This window comes from Alteromonas macleodii (assembly GCF_903772925.1).
GTDB classification, from domain to species: domain Bacteria; phylum Pseudomonadota; class Gammaproteobacteria; order Enterobacterales; family Alteromonadaceae; genus Alteromonas; species Alteromonas macleodii_A.
The window spans coordinates 871,141-885,951 of record NZ_LR812090.1 but is presented as its reverse complement, the minus strand read 5'-3'; the positions used below and the strand labels follow the sequence as shown (position 1 = coordinate 885,951).

The 14,811-nt window shown below is 43.8% G+C and carries 13 protein-coding genes and 1 pseudogene; 5 read left to right on the top strand and 9 right to left on the bottom strand.

What is annotated here, in order from left to right; all coding sequences use genetic code 11:
* Nucleotide 1: 1 nt before the first annotated feature.
* A pseudogene (locus tag PCAR9_RS20225) lies at nucleotides 2-64 on the top strand (hypothetical protein); the annotation flags it as partial.
* A gap of 85 nt (nucleotides 65-149) precedes the next feature.
* On the opposite strand, the gene PCAR9_RS03915 reads toward PCAR9_RS20225, so the two are convergent.
* The 3 genes from PCAR9_RS03915 to PCAR9_RS03905 form a co-directional block, all read right to left on the bottom strand.
* Nucleotides 150-686 (bottom strand): redoxin domain-containing protein, encoded by a 537-nt coding sequence (locus tag PCAR9_RS03915; protein WP_179982492.1) that lies wholly within the window; start codon nucleotides 684-686, stop codon nucleotides 150-152.
* A 244-nt stretch (nucleotides 687-930) separates the two neighbouring features.
* The gene (locus tag PCAR9_RS03910; RefSeq protein WP_179982491.1) at nucleotides 931-2,871 is read right to left on the bottom strand and encodes a M1 family metallopeptidase; all 1,941 of its coding nucleotides are present in this window, start codon (nucleotides 2,869-2,871) and stop codon (nucleotides 931-933) included.
* A 145-nt stretch (nucleotides 2,872-3,016) separates the two neighbouring features.
* Nucleotides 3,017-3,445, bottom strand: a complete 429-nt coding sequence (locus PCAR9_RS03905; protein ID WP_179982490.1) for an organic hydroperoxide resistance protein — start codon at nucleotides 3,443-3,445, stop codon at nucleotides 3,017-3,019.
* A gap of 139 nt (nucleotides 3,446-3,584) precedes the next feature.
* Here PCAR9_RS03905 and PCAR9_RS03900 point away from each other — a divergent pair, with 139 nt between their 5' ends.
* The 3 genes from PCAR9_RS03900 (at nucleotide 3,585) to PCAR9_RS03890 (ending at nucleotide 5,375) form a co-directional block, all read left to right on the top strand.
* On the top strand, nucleotides 3,585-4,025 hold the full coding sequence (locus PCAR9_RS03900) for a MarR family winged helix-turn-helix transcriptional regulator (RefSeq protein ID WP_179982489.1): 441 nt from the start codon (nucleotides 3,585-3,587) through the stop codon (nucleotides 4,023-4,025).
* Between the two features lie 153 nt (nucleotides 4,026-4,178).
* A complete protein-coding gene (gene trhA, locus PCAR9_RS03895; protein ID WP_179982488.1) occupies nucleotides 4,179-4,835 on the top strand; it encodes a PAQR family membrane homeostasis protein TrhA in 657 nt (218 codons plus the stop codon).
* Between the two features lie 24 nt (nucleotides 4,836-4,859).
* A complete protein-coding gene (locus tag PCAR9_RS03890; RefSeq protein WP_179982487.1) occupies nucleotides 4,860-5,375 on the top strand; it encodes a protein-tyrosine phosphatase family protein in 516 nt (171 codons plus the stop codon).
* A 58-nt stretch (nucleotides 5,376-5,433) separates the two neighbouring features.
* Here the strand turns inward: PCAR9_RS03890 and PCAR9_RS03885 are convergent, their stop codons facing one another.
* A complete protein-coding gene (locus PCAR9_RS03885; protein WP_179982486.1) occupies nucleotides 5,434-6,342 on the bottom strand; it encodes a hydrogen peroxide-inducible genes activator in 909 nt (302 codons plus the stop codon).
* A 310-nt stretch (nucleotides 6,343-6,652) separates the two neighbouring features.
* On the opposite strand from PCAR9_RS03885, the gene PCAR9_RS03880 reads away from it, so the two are divergent.
* Nucleotides 6,653-7,630: a universal stress protein gene (locus tag PCAR9_RS03880; protein ID WP_179982485.1), complete on the top strand. Its 978-nt coding sequence runs from the start codon at nucleotides 6,653-6,655 to the stop codon at nucleotides 7,628-7,630.
* Nucleotides 7,631-7,717: 87 nt separating this feature from the next.
* Here PCAR9_RS03880 and PCAR9_RS03875 read toward each other — a convergent pair whose 3' ends face one another.
* The 5 genes from PCAR9_RS03875 to PCAR9_RS03855 all read right to left on the bottom strand — a co-directional run bounded on the left by PCAR9_RS03875 (nucleotide 7,718) and on the right by PCAR9_RS03855 (nucleotide 14,768).
* Complete coding sequence (locus PCAR9_RS03875; protein ID WP_179982484.1) at nucleotides 7,718-8,989, bottom strand: inorganic phosphate transporter; 1,272 nt, start codon at nucleotides 8,987-8,989, stop codon at nucleotides 7,718-7,720.
* 340 nt (nucleotides 8,990-9,329) lie between these two features.
* A complete protein-coding gene (gene phoU / locus PCAR9_RS03870; RefSeq protein WP_014948403.1) occupies nucleotides 9,330-10,046 on the bottom strand; it encodes a phosphate signaling complex protein PhoU in 717 nt (238 codons plus the stop codon).
* Between the two features lie 170 nt (nucleotides 10,047-10,216).
* Nucleotides 10,217-11,023: a phosphate ABC transporter ATP-binding protein PstB gene (gene pstB, locus PCAR9_RS03865; RefSeq protein WP_179982483.1), complete on the bottom strand. Its 807-nt coding sequence runs from the start codon at nucleotides 11,021-11,023 to the stop codon at nucleotides 10,217-10,219.
* Between the two features lie 15 nt (nucleotides 11,024-11,038).
* Nucleotides 11,039-12,598, bottom strand: coding sequence for a phosphate ABC transporter permease PstA (gene pstA, locus PCAR9_RS03860; protein WP_179982482.1), 1,560 nt, complete (start codon nucleotides 12,596-12,598; stop codon nucleotides 11,039-11,041).
* Nucleotides 12,591-14,768 (bottom strand): ABC transporter permease subunit, encoded by a 2,178-nt coding sequence (locus PCAR9_RS03855; RefSeq protein WP_179982481.1) that lies wholly within the window; start codon nucleotides 14,766-14,768, stop codon nucleotides 12,591-12,593. The genes pstA and PCAR9_RS03855 overlap by 8 nt, the downstream gene beginning before the upstream one ends.
* Nucleotides 14,769-14,811 lie beyond the last annotated feature (43 nt).

The window sequence follows — 14,811 nt, the reverse complement described above, 5'->3', positions numbered from 1 at the left end:
CTCAAGAACACTAAAAGGCCTGAGTCCGATACAATATCGAAATCAGGCCTTGGTTGCCGTTTAAAAAATGAGCCCAACTGTATGGGGACATTTCATAAACACTAGATCCGCACTTTTGAACGACATATCACTATTACTGACTCGTAATCTTAGCCTTTAAACGTACCGCGAATAGGATAGTTATTCTCTGGGTTGCGAATAAACTCTAGTCCAGATACCAGTTGCTCTAGATCAGGGCGAACAAAAGGCGCGTTAGCAATTTCAGCAATATGAATTTCGTTATCACCGTTAAGCACAAACAATGCTGGTTCTGCAAAATTATGATCCGTTTCTTTTTCTGAACGTGGCTCAGAAATATACAGACCTAGCTTTTCCATATCACTTTGCGACAATCCGTACGCAATAGGAAAGTTTATTGACAAATCGTCTAAATGCTCTTCTAGCTGCGCTTTACTGTCGCCGCTTACTGCAACAACATCAATATTAAGCTCACGTAGTCGACCTGTGAAATCTTCAAGTTTGTTTAGGTATTTAGTACAAATCGGGCAATGCTTACCACGGTACACTACCACCATCTTCCAGTCACATCCTTCGCCCTTGTCAGCCAGTGATATAGTTTCGCCAGTTGATAGCGTCGCTTTTACTTCAGGAAAAGTAGTAGCTGGGTGCATCTTTTGTGTATACATAAAAACTCCTTAACGATTAATTCAAATCCTTCAACGTGCGGCTAGCAAATAAGTTACTCAGCTGCACTTGAATTACACTAGGTAAACGGCACTAGGTAACGTTAATACGCTTGTCCTAACTTTAAGATCGCCTTTTTGAACAATCGTTCAATTTTTATATATGAGTTTTACTTTTAGTAGAAATAAAAAAGCAGCGCCTAATGCGCTGCTTTAATTGTTACTCACTTAACAGAACGACTGATGATCAATTCACATAGCCTTCATTCGCTTTCACCGTAAGTGGGTGGTAGCCCGATTTGGCTTCTTCAAAAGCGCGCTTTGCAAACGCTTTGCCTTCTGGCGTTTTCGAAAGCTCACGATAAAGCGGCTTAACCAGTTTATTTCGACCAATCGAAACCAGGTAACTATACAAACGTTCAAACGCAGGCTGATAGTTATTTTCTACCGCGATCATCAACCAGCTATGCGCAATTTCGTTGTTTTTCGTCGAGGTTAATGAAAATGCTGAATCAAGTTCAGCTAGCTGGGCTTTGCTTAACATTTCAGGCATGTTGTTTAAGAAATATAACCACTCATGTACAGTCCACTGTGCTGTTTCAATATCTGCCGCTTTCACATCGCCTGAAAGCCAAGCGCTTCGTGTTTCATCAATTTTAGTGAAAGCATCAGATTCTGGCTGCGGTGCGCCTTTTGGAATACCAGGCTCAAAGATCCAAGTATGAATTCGCTCTGCGTCTAGCTTATCTGGGTACTGTTTCAATAACGTATCGTCTAAGTAGGCGATAAATGTATCGGTGGTAATACTCTTAAAAGCAAAGTCTTTGAAATATTGCATTAAAAATGCGTCAAAGTTTTCGCGACCAATCTTTTTTTCAATTTCACGTAGGAAAAGTGCGCCCTTTTCATAGGGAATATTAGAGAAAACATCGTCTGGGTTACGGCCACGAAGGTCGATGGCAAGGATTTCATCATTCTTATCTAAGGCTGCAATATCGTTCTCTAAATCTTGATAGCCCAGCACGGCTTCTTTCTTGAAGCGATCGTGTCCGTAGATCATCTCCATAATGCGGTAGGTTAAATAGGTCGTGAAGCCTTCATTTAACCAAAGGTCGCGCCATGTAGCATTGGTGACGGTGTTACCAGACCAGCTATGTGCCAGTTCGTGAGCTATTAACGACACCAAGCTTTTATCCCCTGCGATAACTGTCGGCGTGATGAACGACAAACGAGGGTTTTCCATACCGCCAAACGGGAACGACGGCGGGAGAATAAGAAGGTCGTAACGGTCCCACTGATAAGGACCATAGGTTTCTTCAGTTACCTCCAACATGGCTTCGGTATCTTCAAATTCTTTTGCGGCGCTTTCAAGAAGTGCGGGCTCTGCATACACACCCGTACGCTCGCCCATGGCTTTAAATTTCAAATCACCTATTGCTAACGCAATAAGATACGAAGGGATAGGTTGCGGCATGGTGAACTCATATTCTCCATCGCGCGCAGTTGTAGGGTCGTTCGACGCACTCATCACCGCCAATAGCGCTTCAGGTGTTTTAATGGTTGCGTCGTAAGTTACCCGTACTTGTGGAGAATCTTGAAGCGGAATAAAGCTTCGCGCATGCACTGCTTGTGCTTGAGTGAACAGAAACGGGTGCTTTTTACCCGCAGTTTGCGCTGGCGTTAGCCATTGTATGCCAGACGCGTCTGGCGAGGTTGAATACGCTACCGTCACCGAGTCTGCCGCGCTAGGCAGTGTAATTCTAAGCGGCGTACCTAAATCCGCGTCCGTCTCTCCCATTTCAAAGGGAACGCTTTCACCGTCAACGGTTACACTTTTAATGTCTAGAGCCCGGGTATCTAGGATTAGTGTATTGTTTTCAGGCTTTGTGCGCTTTATATCAAGCGTTACGTCACCAACAAGCTGCTTGGTCTCAAAGTTAGCAGTTAAATTTAGATTTAAGTGGGTAACCTTGACTTCACTTGGGTTCGCAAATGAGTGGTAATCTACGCCAGAAGCAATGGCTGCATCAGCCCGTTTTTCCACATTTGCATTCTCGTCTGTAGTGTTTGCGCTTACATTAGCGGCTTGTTGTTTTGCTTCTGTTGCTGTGTCTACATTGCTATTGTCACTGCAGGCGAATAACACAGGCGCGCACAAGAACGTAGCCAGTAATCCGTACTTTTTCATATAACTTCCTAAAGGATGATTGATACTAAATTAGTGTATCAAGCTGTTATATGACTGGCGAATCTAATTCAATAAGCACGCCCGCTACGGCGTGCGTTATTATCTGTGTTTATTGGCGTTAACACCTAAACCAATTGAAGTGAAATTAGGCTAGGCTAATTTCTACTTCAATATTGCCACGAGTCGCATTTGAATATGGGCATACCTGATGGGCAGTATCGACTAAGCTTTGTGCTTGTGCTTTATCCATATCACCTAAATCTACGGTTAGTTTAACCGCAATAGCAAAGCCTTGCTCGATAGGACCAATTGAAACGTCACCCGTTACGCTAATGTCATCAGCTAGCTTTATCTTTTGCGATGCTGCCACATGCTTTAACGCACCAATGAAGCACGCTGAATAGCCTGCCGCAAACATTTGCTCAGGGTTAGTACCTTTACCGCCAGCGCCACCTAGCGCTTTAGGCGTAGACAATTTAAGGTTTAAATTACCATCGCTAGATTTTGCTGTACCTTCGCGACCGCCGGTTGCTGTTGCGGTTCCGGTATAAACGACTTGTTGAAGCTTATGCATAGTTGCTCTCCTCAATAATGAACTGTCACTTTACTTTGCATACAAAATAAATTAACACTGAACCCATTTGCAGATCAAGTACTTTGTATGCAAAATATAAATGACGTTCAGTGACTAGTAACAATAAGGGTTAAGTGTCATGTCAGAATTATTAAAGTTGGAAAATCAGCTTTGTCATCGTTTTTATACGCTGTCGAATGCATTCACTCGCGCTTATCGTCCACTTCTTAAAGCGTTAGATATTACCTACCCTCAATACGTAACATTAATGGCCCTTTGGGAAACCGATGACATCACTATTGCTGAGCTTCTTGAAAAAACAGTGATTGACGGTGGTGCCATGTCTTTGATCTTAAAAAAGCTTGAAGAAAAGGGCTTTTTAGTCGTAACTAAAGATGAGGTCGACAAACGCGTTAAGCGTGTTCTGCTTACAAAAATGGGGAAGGAACAGAAAGCCATAGCAGAAGAAGTCCCCGCGCAAATGCTTTGCAAGTTCAATGGTCTGAGTACAGAAGAAAGTAGAACATTAAAATACCTTCTGGATAAATTGGGCGGCTGCTTCGAAAACCCCGATTTATAATCCCCTTTGTAATTTTATCGTCATTAAACTATTGGCGTGTTCTGTTAAAATTTTCACATTCAGCGAACAAGTGTGCGCTATAATTGTCATAGATATGCCGATAGATAATTAAGAGGTGCGCATATTTCTACTGATTACAAAGCAGGAGACGTGATGACAGACGTAAAAGAACAAACAAAAGCTATTTCTGCCAAAGCCTACTCCGTTTTAGAAGAGTGGTTGAATAGTATTACTCACGGTATTGGCTTTATAGCGGCTATCGTGGGTTTAGTATTTATGCTGTACCGCGCTGAAGATACGTTAGCGCTAACCACAGCTACTATTTACGGCTCTACCCTCATTCTCGTTTTTTTAAGCTCCACGCTTTACCATGCAATTTCGCACCAAAAAGCTAAGGGGTGGCTTAAGTTATTCGACCATAGCGCAATCTATTTATTGATAGCAGGTACTTACACACCTTTACTATTGGTTTCAATTGGTGGCGTCTTAGGTATTACCATGACCGCTATCATTTGGAGCTTAGCGATAGGTGGCGTCGCGTTTAAACTTATCGCTCAGCATAGGTTTCCAAAAGTGTCGGTAATGACCTACCTATTAATGGGATGGATTGCTCTAGGTCTTATTTACCCACTCTATGTCGCCATGCCAGGCGCTGGACTCTGGTTACTGGTAGCAGGCGGGCTGTGTTTCAGCGTAGGCGTGTGCTTTTACGTGGCAAAAAAGGTAAAGTATACCCATGCAATTTGGCATTTATTCGTAATTGGTGGATGCAGTTGCCATTACTTTTCTATTTATTATTTCGTCGTTTAACAAAAGGTTTTAGATAACACAGCTATGCAAGAAGCTGAGAAACAAGAAGATAGTACAACAGCAAAACCAAATATCGCGTGGTTTTCTTTGCGCGCCGGGCATATATGCCTTGGTAAAAAACCTGTTGAAAGTGATTTTGAAAGACTTAAATCACTTGGCGTAACTCACATTGCTACGGTACAGACCAGTGAAGAAAATGCACCGGTTATTCGGGACCGTTCGAATGCGGCCGGGTTAGAGTGGTTATGGGTTCCTTTTTTACACCCGTCTTCTGAGTCCCCCACCGACGATGTACATCTACATCAATACCTTCATGAGTTGTCTCAAATGCTGACTGAGGGGGCTAAAATATATTTACACTGCGACGGTTCACAACACCGCTGTAGTCTTTTGTTCTACGCACTTTGCCACTATTGTCGTGTTCCATCAAACAGCGCTTACAATGCGCTGCACAGCTTTGGCGCTAGTGCGGCAAATAATCTTAAAAGATCAGAACTCACTTGGGCTGCAGAATTAGGGCATATCGCACCTAAAATGTAGGCCATTAAAAACGCGCGGCAATAAACATTACTAAACCGCGCGTGTTGTTAGGCGATAACTATTTCAACGTTGGCTTTGGCAGTAGAGGCGAGATGATTTCACCGATACGACGAAACAGCTGCATACGCGTTGTGCCTGAACGCCATACTAATCCAATCTCTCTAAATCCCTGTTCTTCTGCTGGGAAGCTTTTAAGGCCAGTGTGCTCAAGAATGGATTGATTGATCGCGAGTTCAGGTAAAAAAGTGTAGCCCATTTTACTATTCGCCAATTGCACCAAGGTATACAGACTGCTTGCTGCCACGCTGCTAATCTGGTCGCTGTGCTGAAGGTTGCACGCGCTTACGGCGTGGCCTGTCATACAGTGCTCTTGCTGAAGTAGAAAAATACTCTTTTTAGGCAAGTTCGAAATATCCACTGGGTTAGGTAATTGCTCGGCCATATCTTCATGAGCGATAAGGTGAAACGGGTCATGCCCCAAAACCATTTGTTTACACCCAGGGGTGTCCATTGGCAGCGCTAAGATCAGTAAATCTAACCTACCGTCGGTTAATTGCTGTAGTAACTTCTCTGTGGTGTCTTCCTGCATTTCTAGATTGATCTCAGGTAGAAACGCAGAAAACGCGCCCATCATACCTTCGAATAAAAACGGCGCGATGGTTGGTATAACACCTAGCTTTAACGTGCCTCGCTGCCAGTTACCCGCGTTTTGCGCATATTCAACTAGCTCACCGGCTTCTTGGAGTAGCACCTTACTGCGCTCAACAATATCTAAACCCAGTGAAGTAAACACAAACGTTTTGTGTTCACGTTCTAGAAGCTGGCTTCCAAAGTGTTCTTCTAAGTTCTGAATGGCCGTACTCAGTGTTGACTGACTTACATTACAGCGCTGGGCAGCACGGTGAAAATGTTGCTCTTGATGTAGCGTCACTAAATAGTGCAGGTGCTTAAGATTAGGCCATTTCATGAATATCTCACAATGATTAAAAAGGGATTAAAAAATATTGGATTAATCTAACATAAAGATTAAATACAGCCTAGGGCTGTTGCTTACGGTTAACCACCCTTACAAGTTATTATTTAAGACCGCGTTTTTATATTAGCTTGTCTGCTTCCTTCTATAAGAAGCTTTTAAGAATTTGCCATTCCCAACTGGAAAGCCCCTATAAGTAACGTTAGGATTAAAGAAGTGCGTTAATTACCACATATTTTTACAGCGAAGTAAGACCCGCTCTTGTATCATTCAATCAATTAAGCGAACCACTATTGAGGGCAGTATGAAAGGACATTATAAAAACATTTTATGTGTGTTGAGCGACTCACATCGTCAAGATGACACAGTTGCTCAAGCACTGCATATCGCCAAAGCTCACCAAGCCTCGCTTACCATTATGCTTTCTCTCGAATCACTCCCGCCTAATGCGAGTATGGTCATGGAGTCATTCTCTTACGTGGACTCTCAGCAAACCATGGAAACTCAAGCCCAGCTTTGGTTGAAGCAGCAGGCTGAAAGCTGGAGTGAACAATATGAAGTGTCGACAGCAGTAACGGTGGGGCACCCGTTAATTGATATCGTTCGCTATGTAATGAATAACAATATCGACTTAGTAATTAAGCGAGCGGAAGAGAGCTTTTTGGATAAACTGTTTGGCAGTTTGGATATGCAGCTGTTTCGCAAATGCCCCTGCCCTTTATGGGTTATAAACCACAAACCTCGCAGCCAATACAAGAACGTAGTAGCCGCACTAGATCTTAACTATCATTACCCAAACCACGAGGTTTCAATAAGACGCGACCTTAACCGCGATATACTGCGACACGCAAGCCAAATAGCCTTATTAGAATTTGCTCAACTACATATTGTTCACGTATTTGATGCGGTACCGGAAAATATAGCCAGAGATGGCTTTATTACTGTCGATAACGACAGAATGGAAACTGATCTAGCGAAAATTCATGCTGAGCGTGAACAGGAATTAGAGAAGCTACTTTCTGAACTTTCTGATGAACTCGACGACAATGTCTGGGAATACTTACAGCCTAAGAACCATATTGTGCATGGTTACCCGCGTCGAGAAATTGCAGCTACAACCACATCGCTAGATACCGATGTAATTGTTATGGGCACAGTATCGCGCCTTGGCGTGCCCGGCTACATCATGGGTGATACTGCCGAAGAAACTATTCACCAGTTAAAGTGTGCTGTGGTAGGTGTTAAACCAAGAGGATTTGAATCGCCAATCTCACGAGATTGATACGGTTAATTAACTATCGATTTAAACTAAAAAGGCCGCGCTTCATTGAAGCGCGGCCTTTTTGCATATAACAATTAGGCGAGCTTACTAAGCTACGCCAAACGCTGCTTTCAATATAAAGAAGAAGATAATTGAAAGTAGAGCACCTGCTGGCAAGGTCACAATCCAAGACACAACGATATTCCTAACAATACCTAAGTTAAGTGCTGAAACACCACGTGCCAAACCTACACCTAAAACTGCACCCACTAACGTTTGCGTAGTTGAAATAGGCAAACCAGTACCTGATGCAATAACTACCGTACACGCTGCGGCTAGTTCTGCGGCGAAGCCACGGCTTGGCGTTAAGTGTGTGATACCTTGGCCGATTGTTTTAATAACGCGATGACCAAATAACGCAAGACCTGCAACAATCCCTAGACCGCCTAGTGGTAAAATCCACCAAGCCAATGTGGCACTTGCGTTAATCTCGCCGCCACTGGTAACAACACTTACTACAGCCGCAAGAGGACCAATTGCGTTAGCTACGTCATTAGAGCCGTGGGCGAATGCCATACAGCACGCAGTTACTACCATGAGCAGAGCAAATACTTTTTCAACGTTTGCTGCCTGTAAGTCTGCATCTTCAGAACCGCTGAATTTCATACGGCCTATAAACCATTTACCCAAGAAACCCAGTGCTACAGCTATGCCAATTGCTAGCAAATAACCGTTGACAGCGCTAAGTTCTAAGCCTACGTGCTTAAGCCCCTTCTTAATAGTGACAAGGGACATAACAAAGCCCGCTAATGCCATATAAAACGGCACATAACGCTTGGCATTGGCAAACGGAGAAGCGGTTTGGAAGATGAGCTTGTGAGCGCTCATAAAGATAAGGTAAGCAATGATGCCCGATATAGCCGGTGTTACTACCCAACTACCTACAATACCACCCACTTTATCCCACGCCACTGCGTCCATACTGACGCCAGTTGCCGTAAAGCCGATGATGGCACCAATAATAGAGTGCGTTGTAGATACAGGCCATCCCAACCAAGACGCTACCGCTAGCCATATTCCAGCCGCAAGTAGTGACGAGATCATGCCTAATACTAGGTATTCAGGTATGTCTATAAAAAAGGTTGAGTCGATAATCCCTTTTCGAATGGTAGACGTTACTTCGCCACCTGCTAGGTAGGCGCCAGCAAACTCAAATATCATTGCAATGATAATGGCTTGTTTTATGGTTAAAGCTTTAGAACCCACTGACGTACCCATTGCGTTGGCAACGTCATTCGCTCCAATACCCCATGCCATGACGAAACCAACGCCGGCGGCAAGGATTATAAGAATTAGGCCATAACTTTCAAAAAATTCCACGGATAATCGCTCCCGATCTAAACGCGATTTAGGCTGGACGCTACTTGAGTAAGTAGCATGATCTCTTCACCCCAAGGGTTAGAGAAAGAAGTTAAAGACAAATTGTGTTTTATCATAAGGTTCGATTAAATTTTGCACGATCTGTTCTTGGCTGCGGCGCATGATAACGTAATCATCATAGAAGCCATAGCGAAAATCACTGAAAAACGATAAAAGTATACGGAATTATTTGAATGCGATGATAAATTCACCAAATATTGCAGTTTTATGACAAATAAATTTCGCAAACATTCATATTTAAATACCGTTACGCAAAATAATCCTGACCATTTGGACAGGATTACGTCAAATCTTCCAGTTTTTGCTGCATGTTTTCCAGCGGCGTATGCCTTACATCTGTACCGCGAGTAAGATAAACCACATATTCGCACACGTTTTTACATCTATCACCAATGCGTTCTAACGAACGCATTGCCCATAAAACATCCAGCCAATCTTGCATATCGTCTGTGCTTTTCTGCATTTCTGACGTGGTATAGGACAATAACCGCTTGTACTCACTGTCAATGCGGTTGTCTTGGTCGTACACTTCTAGTGCCGCTGCTTCATCCTGACGGGCAAAGGCGTCGAATGTGCCACGCATCATAGCCGCTACCCTCTCACCAATAAGCAACATACTGCTTTTAATGGTATCTGAACTTGGCAGCTTATTGCGCGTTACTAGTTTGGCGATACGTTCAATCTCATCACCCATCCTTTCAATGTCGGTAATGGCTTTTGAAATGGTCATAATTAAACGCAGATCGCTTGCGGTAGGATGACGCTTGGCAATAATGCGCAAGCACTCTTCGTCAATTTGAATTTCCATGGAGTTAATTTTTAAGTCATTTAACACCACTTTCTCAGCCAGAGCGGCATGGTTGTGCTTCACCGCTTTTAAGGTATCCACCAGCTGCTGTTCAACTTCACCGCCCATGGTCAATACCGAGTTACGCAAATTTTCTAACTCAATATTAAACGTACCAGAGATGTGCGTATTTAAGGCTACTTGTCGCATGGCAATTTCTCCTCGCGGCTTAAGCTTGGTAAGTAGCATTTGTTTAAAGTACTAATAATTCCCGTTTGCTCGATCCCACAAATCGCTTTGCCCTCAAAGCAGTCAAAAGAGCTGCGATGAAACACAGTATCGATGCAAAATTCCGTATATGAACAAACACTCACTTCTGATTATCCATATCGACCCGTAATGTAGTCTTCGGTTTGCTTTTTAACCGGCATAGTAAACAGAGTATCGCTGTCGGCATACTCTATCAGCCTCCCCTGATGGAAAAAGGCGGTATAGTCGCTTACCCGTGCTGCTTGTTGCATGTTGTGCGTCACAATAATAATGGTGCACTGCTTTTTTAGCGAGTCCATCAGCTCTTCAATAAAGAGTGTGGTTAAGGGGTCAAGCGCTGACGTGGGCTCATCTAGCAGAAGTATGTCAGGTTTTAACGCCAACGCTCTGGCAATCACTAAGCGCTGCTGCTGTCCGCCAGATAGAACATGGGCAGATTCAAATAAGCGATCTTTTACTTCATCCCACAATGCAGCTTGTTTTAATGCGCCTTCAACAGCATCGTCTAAGTGTCGGCGAACCTTCACCCCTTGAAGCTTGAGCCCGTAACACACGTTTTCATAAATGCTCATAGGGAATGGGTTCGGGCGCTGAAATACCATACCTACATTAGATCTAAGGCGTGATACGTTTACTTTACGGCTATTGATATTTCGACCGTCTATTATAATTTCGCCCTCATACTTACAGCCGTCATACAAGTCGTTAAGGCGATTAAAACAACTTATTAGCGTTGATTTGCCGCAACCACTTTGACCAATTAACGCCGTAATTTTGTTTTTGGGTATTCGCATGCTGATGTCATTTAACACATGCTTATTACCAAACCATAAATTGAGGTTTTTCACCTCAACTGCAGTTTGTGCTTCACTAATATCATTAACGTTTAGCGTATTGTGTTCAAACAACTTCAACATGTTATAAAACCTGTATTATCCTTTGATATAGCGTTTGCGCAGGCGCGCTCTAAGTACCACTGCCAGTATGTTTAATACAAAGACCACGACGAGTAAAAGCAAGCAGGCGGCAAACATCATACTTGCACTTTTCCCATCGGTTTGGCTGTGGAAAGCACCGTCATAAATAAGCACGCCCAAATGCATAAACTGTCTATCAAGATGAAGATAAGGGAATTCACCGTCTATGGGCAGCGTTGGCGCAAACTTAACCGCCCCTACAAGCATTAAAGGAGCAACTTCTCCTGCCGCCCTTGCAATAGCTAAAATTACGCCTGTCATAATGCCAGGAGATGCAATAGGCAAAACGGTACGCACTATGGTTTCAATTTTAGTTGCACCTAATGCGTAGCTGCCTGCTTTCAACCCTTCTGGTACACGGCGTAAGCCTTCTTCTGTAGCAACAATAACCACAGGCAAAGTCAAAATTGCCATGGTCAACGCCGCCCAAAACACACCTGGACTGCCCATGGTTGGCGCGGGCAGTGTTTCGCTAAACAATAGCTCATCAATACTGCCACCTAGGGTATAAACGAAGAAACCGAGCCCGAATACCCCGTATACTATCGAGGGTACCCCCGCCATATTACTTACGCTCACACGAATAATGGTAGTTAGCGCGGTATTGGGCGCATACTCACTTAGGTAAATAGCGGCTAGCACCCCAAAAGGCGTTACAATTATGGTCATTAAAAAGACCATGAGGACAGTGCCAAACAAGGCGGGGAATACGCCGCCAGAAGTATTAGCTTGCTTAGGGGAATCGGAAAGAAACACGCCAATTTCTGAAAACACTACCTGCCATTTTTCGAATGTACTCAAACGGCTTACGAAATCCACATCTTGAATGCTTGAAATGGGAATAACAAAGGGCGCACCGTCTGCAAAACTCACCAGCAAGGTATATTCAGCGCGTGTTCTTTCCAGCGCCTCTACTCGTTTTTGGTATTCATTAAATGAAGCAACTAAACGCTCTCTTGCCGGCGCATCTTCCACTACGTTACGTTTATCAAATTGCGACAGCGCTTCATGTATAGGCGCAAGATGACGAGTATTGAGCGCTTCAATTTGTGCACTAATCTGTGCTACTTCTTCTATTACTGCATCAATATTATCTAGGGTTTGCGGTGGCTTAGACGGTACAACGATATATTCAGGTACCGCTAAAATACGCCTACCATCTATCAGCTTAATTTCAGCGCTCTCTTTCGCAAGTTGCGTATCACTTACCTGGCCGCGGGATAACTGAATTTGAAAACCATAAGGATGCTGAGCATCCGAATACTTAAGGGTAATGTCGTTATTTGATGGCTCATCAAAGAGGTTTGCAAGTACTGAGAACGTGGAGCCGTCTTGATATTCGCCCTTTACCGTGTAAATAGGCTCTGGCCAAAAATAGGCGGTACCGCGAAAACTAATCAGTATAAGTACACTTACGAGCGCGATCAGCAATAGACTAGTGAAAAAGGCGGTTAAACTAATGACTAGCGATTGACGTTGGACTGGATTTAATCCAAAAGATGCTTGATTAGCCATAGTACGCCCTTCTTCTTATACGCTGTCGCAATAGCTCTGCTATGGTATTTACTACGAAGGTAAACACAAACAAAATGCACGCCGTGAAGAATAAAATCTGGTAATGCGCTGATGAAACATCAGCCTCAGGAAGTTCAATTGCCAAGTTAGCAGTGAGTGCTCGCAAACCTTCTATAAGGCCCCAGCTGGAGATTGGCGTATTCCCCGTTACCATAAGTACTATCATAGTTTCGCCAAACGCGCGCCCGAAGCCTAACATTATTGCGGCAACAATACCTGGTAGGGCAACATGTAGCACAACATACAGCAAAGTTTGTAGCCGGGTCGCTCCCAATGCGAATGAAGCATGTTTTAAGTCGTTAGGCACGCCATTGATGGCATCTTCAGCTAGCGAGTAAATACTGGGTGAAATAGCTACCCCCAACGCTAGGGCTACCACTATGGTCGTTTTTCCAATAGGACTATCTGACTCTGCCGCTAGCAACGTAAAACCATCAACCCCCATCAACGAGAAAATGAGCGATGGCGCATATTCCACACTGACAAAACCTAAAAGAAACACGCCACTGATCGCAAAAAACAGCTCTGCACCATGCCTAAACTTCTTTGGTAAATGTTCTGCAACGGGGCGCTGCACTAAAGCAACCGCGATAAGTACGAAGGGAATAACAATAAGAAAAAATGCAAAAGAGAATAAAAACTGCTCAGCCTTTGGTGATAACCAAATGGCCGCGATAAAACCGATAAGAACACTGGGAATAGCTTCAAGCAGCTCGATGGCAGGTTTAACAATGTTGCGCAATCGGTTTTTAGCGAAAAACGCGGTGTAAATTGCAGCGCCGATAGCAACAGGTATAGCTATAAGCAGCGCTAAAAGAGACGCTTTGATACTACCTATTAAAAGTGGGGTTAAGCTGAATTTCGCCTCTTGAAAGTCAGAGGCACTGGTAGTTTGCCATACAGTTTCTTCCGTTTCATATCCCTCGTAGTGCTGAGGTTCAAAAAGCGATGCCCACGTAGTAATACCACTTAAATGCTTACCCTCCCACACCGACAAGGTGTTGTCAGAGTAGCTGTAAAGCTTATTTCCATACCAAATGATATTATCAGCGGTGCGTTCTATTTGTTGAGAAGCCACCACATCGCCAGACACCCTATTTACTAGCAATACACGTGCTTTGTCAGTTAGCACGGCCACTAAGTTCATACTGGCGTGCTCTGTTACCGCTTTTACTTTTTCACCCGGAACTGCTATCTGATAAGTTTGCTCAAAGGTGAGACCTTTTTCACTTTTACTGAGCACCCAGCGGGTCAATGTTTGATTTTCTGAATCCATTAGGAAGAAGGTGCGGTCTTTAGCTAAAGGAAAAATAATTGTTTCATCTAATGACCCGGATATGCCTCCCGCGATAGGAAGCAGTAAAGCGCCTTTATCATTAAGCCGGTTAAGGTAAAGGGCGTCATCTACTTGAAGCAACACACTCTCGCTGCCAGGTAACAATACTAGTCTGTCTATATTGTAAAAACGTTTATCTATCACCTGCGTAGGGCGATGCCGATTTACCCAACGAATGAAAAAGCTGTCGTCTTGAGCGATAGAGGCTACAGCCCACTTTGAAGACAATGCCATGCTCCAGCTACTGCGCTTATCCCACTCATCTTTGGGAAGCGCGAACGTAATGCTATTCGATAGGGCTGTTTGGGGTGCATTAGTGGCGATATCCACTGCCTTACTGCCTGCCAGGTTAAAAGACCTTACCGGTAAAACCCGTACCTGCGCGTTGGGAGAAACGTCGACAATATAGTTCTCCCCCATCACACTGTGAGCCGACAATCTATGCTCGCATGGACGAATATATTCGTGGTTACTTACCAGATCCTTGCCTTGGAGCAATTTAAGACCTAATCGACAGTCTGATTTTCTAACCAGCATAGGCTGACTATTAATAATGTCACCGGCACTTATCACCTTTTCATTATCTGGAGTTTCAACACTTAACTGATGATGTAAGGTAGGAGTGTAAGCTAGGGGAAGCGCTTGGCTAATGAGATGGGTAATAAGAACAACCAGGGTCAACAAAACAAGGCCGCCAAAGCCCGTCACTACATAGCGCGACCAACTATCTCTACGCTGGCGTTTTCTGTTTGTGCTGTTGCTGTCGAAAGTCATGGGGCTGTTTAGTCATTTTTATTTTCGAAATTCTTCTTTTTTA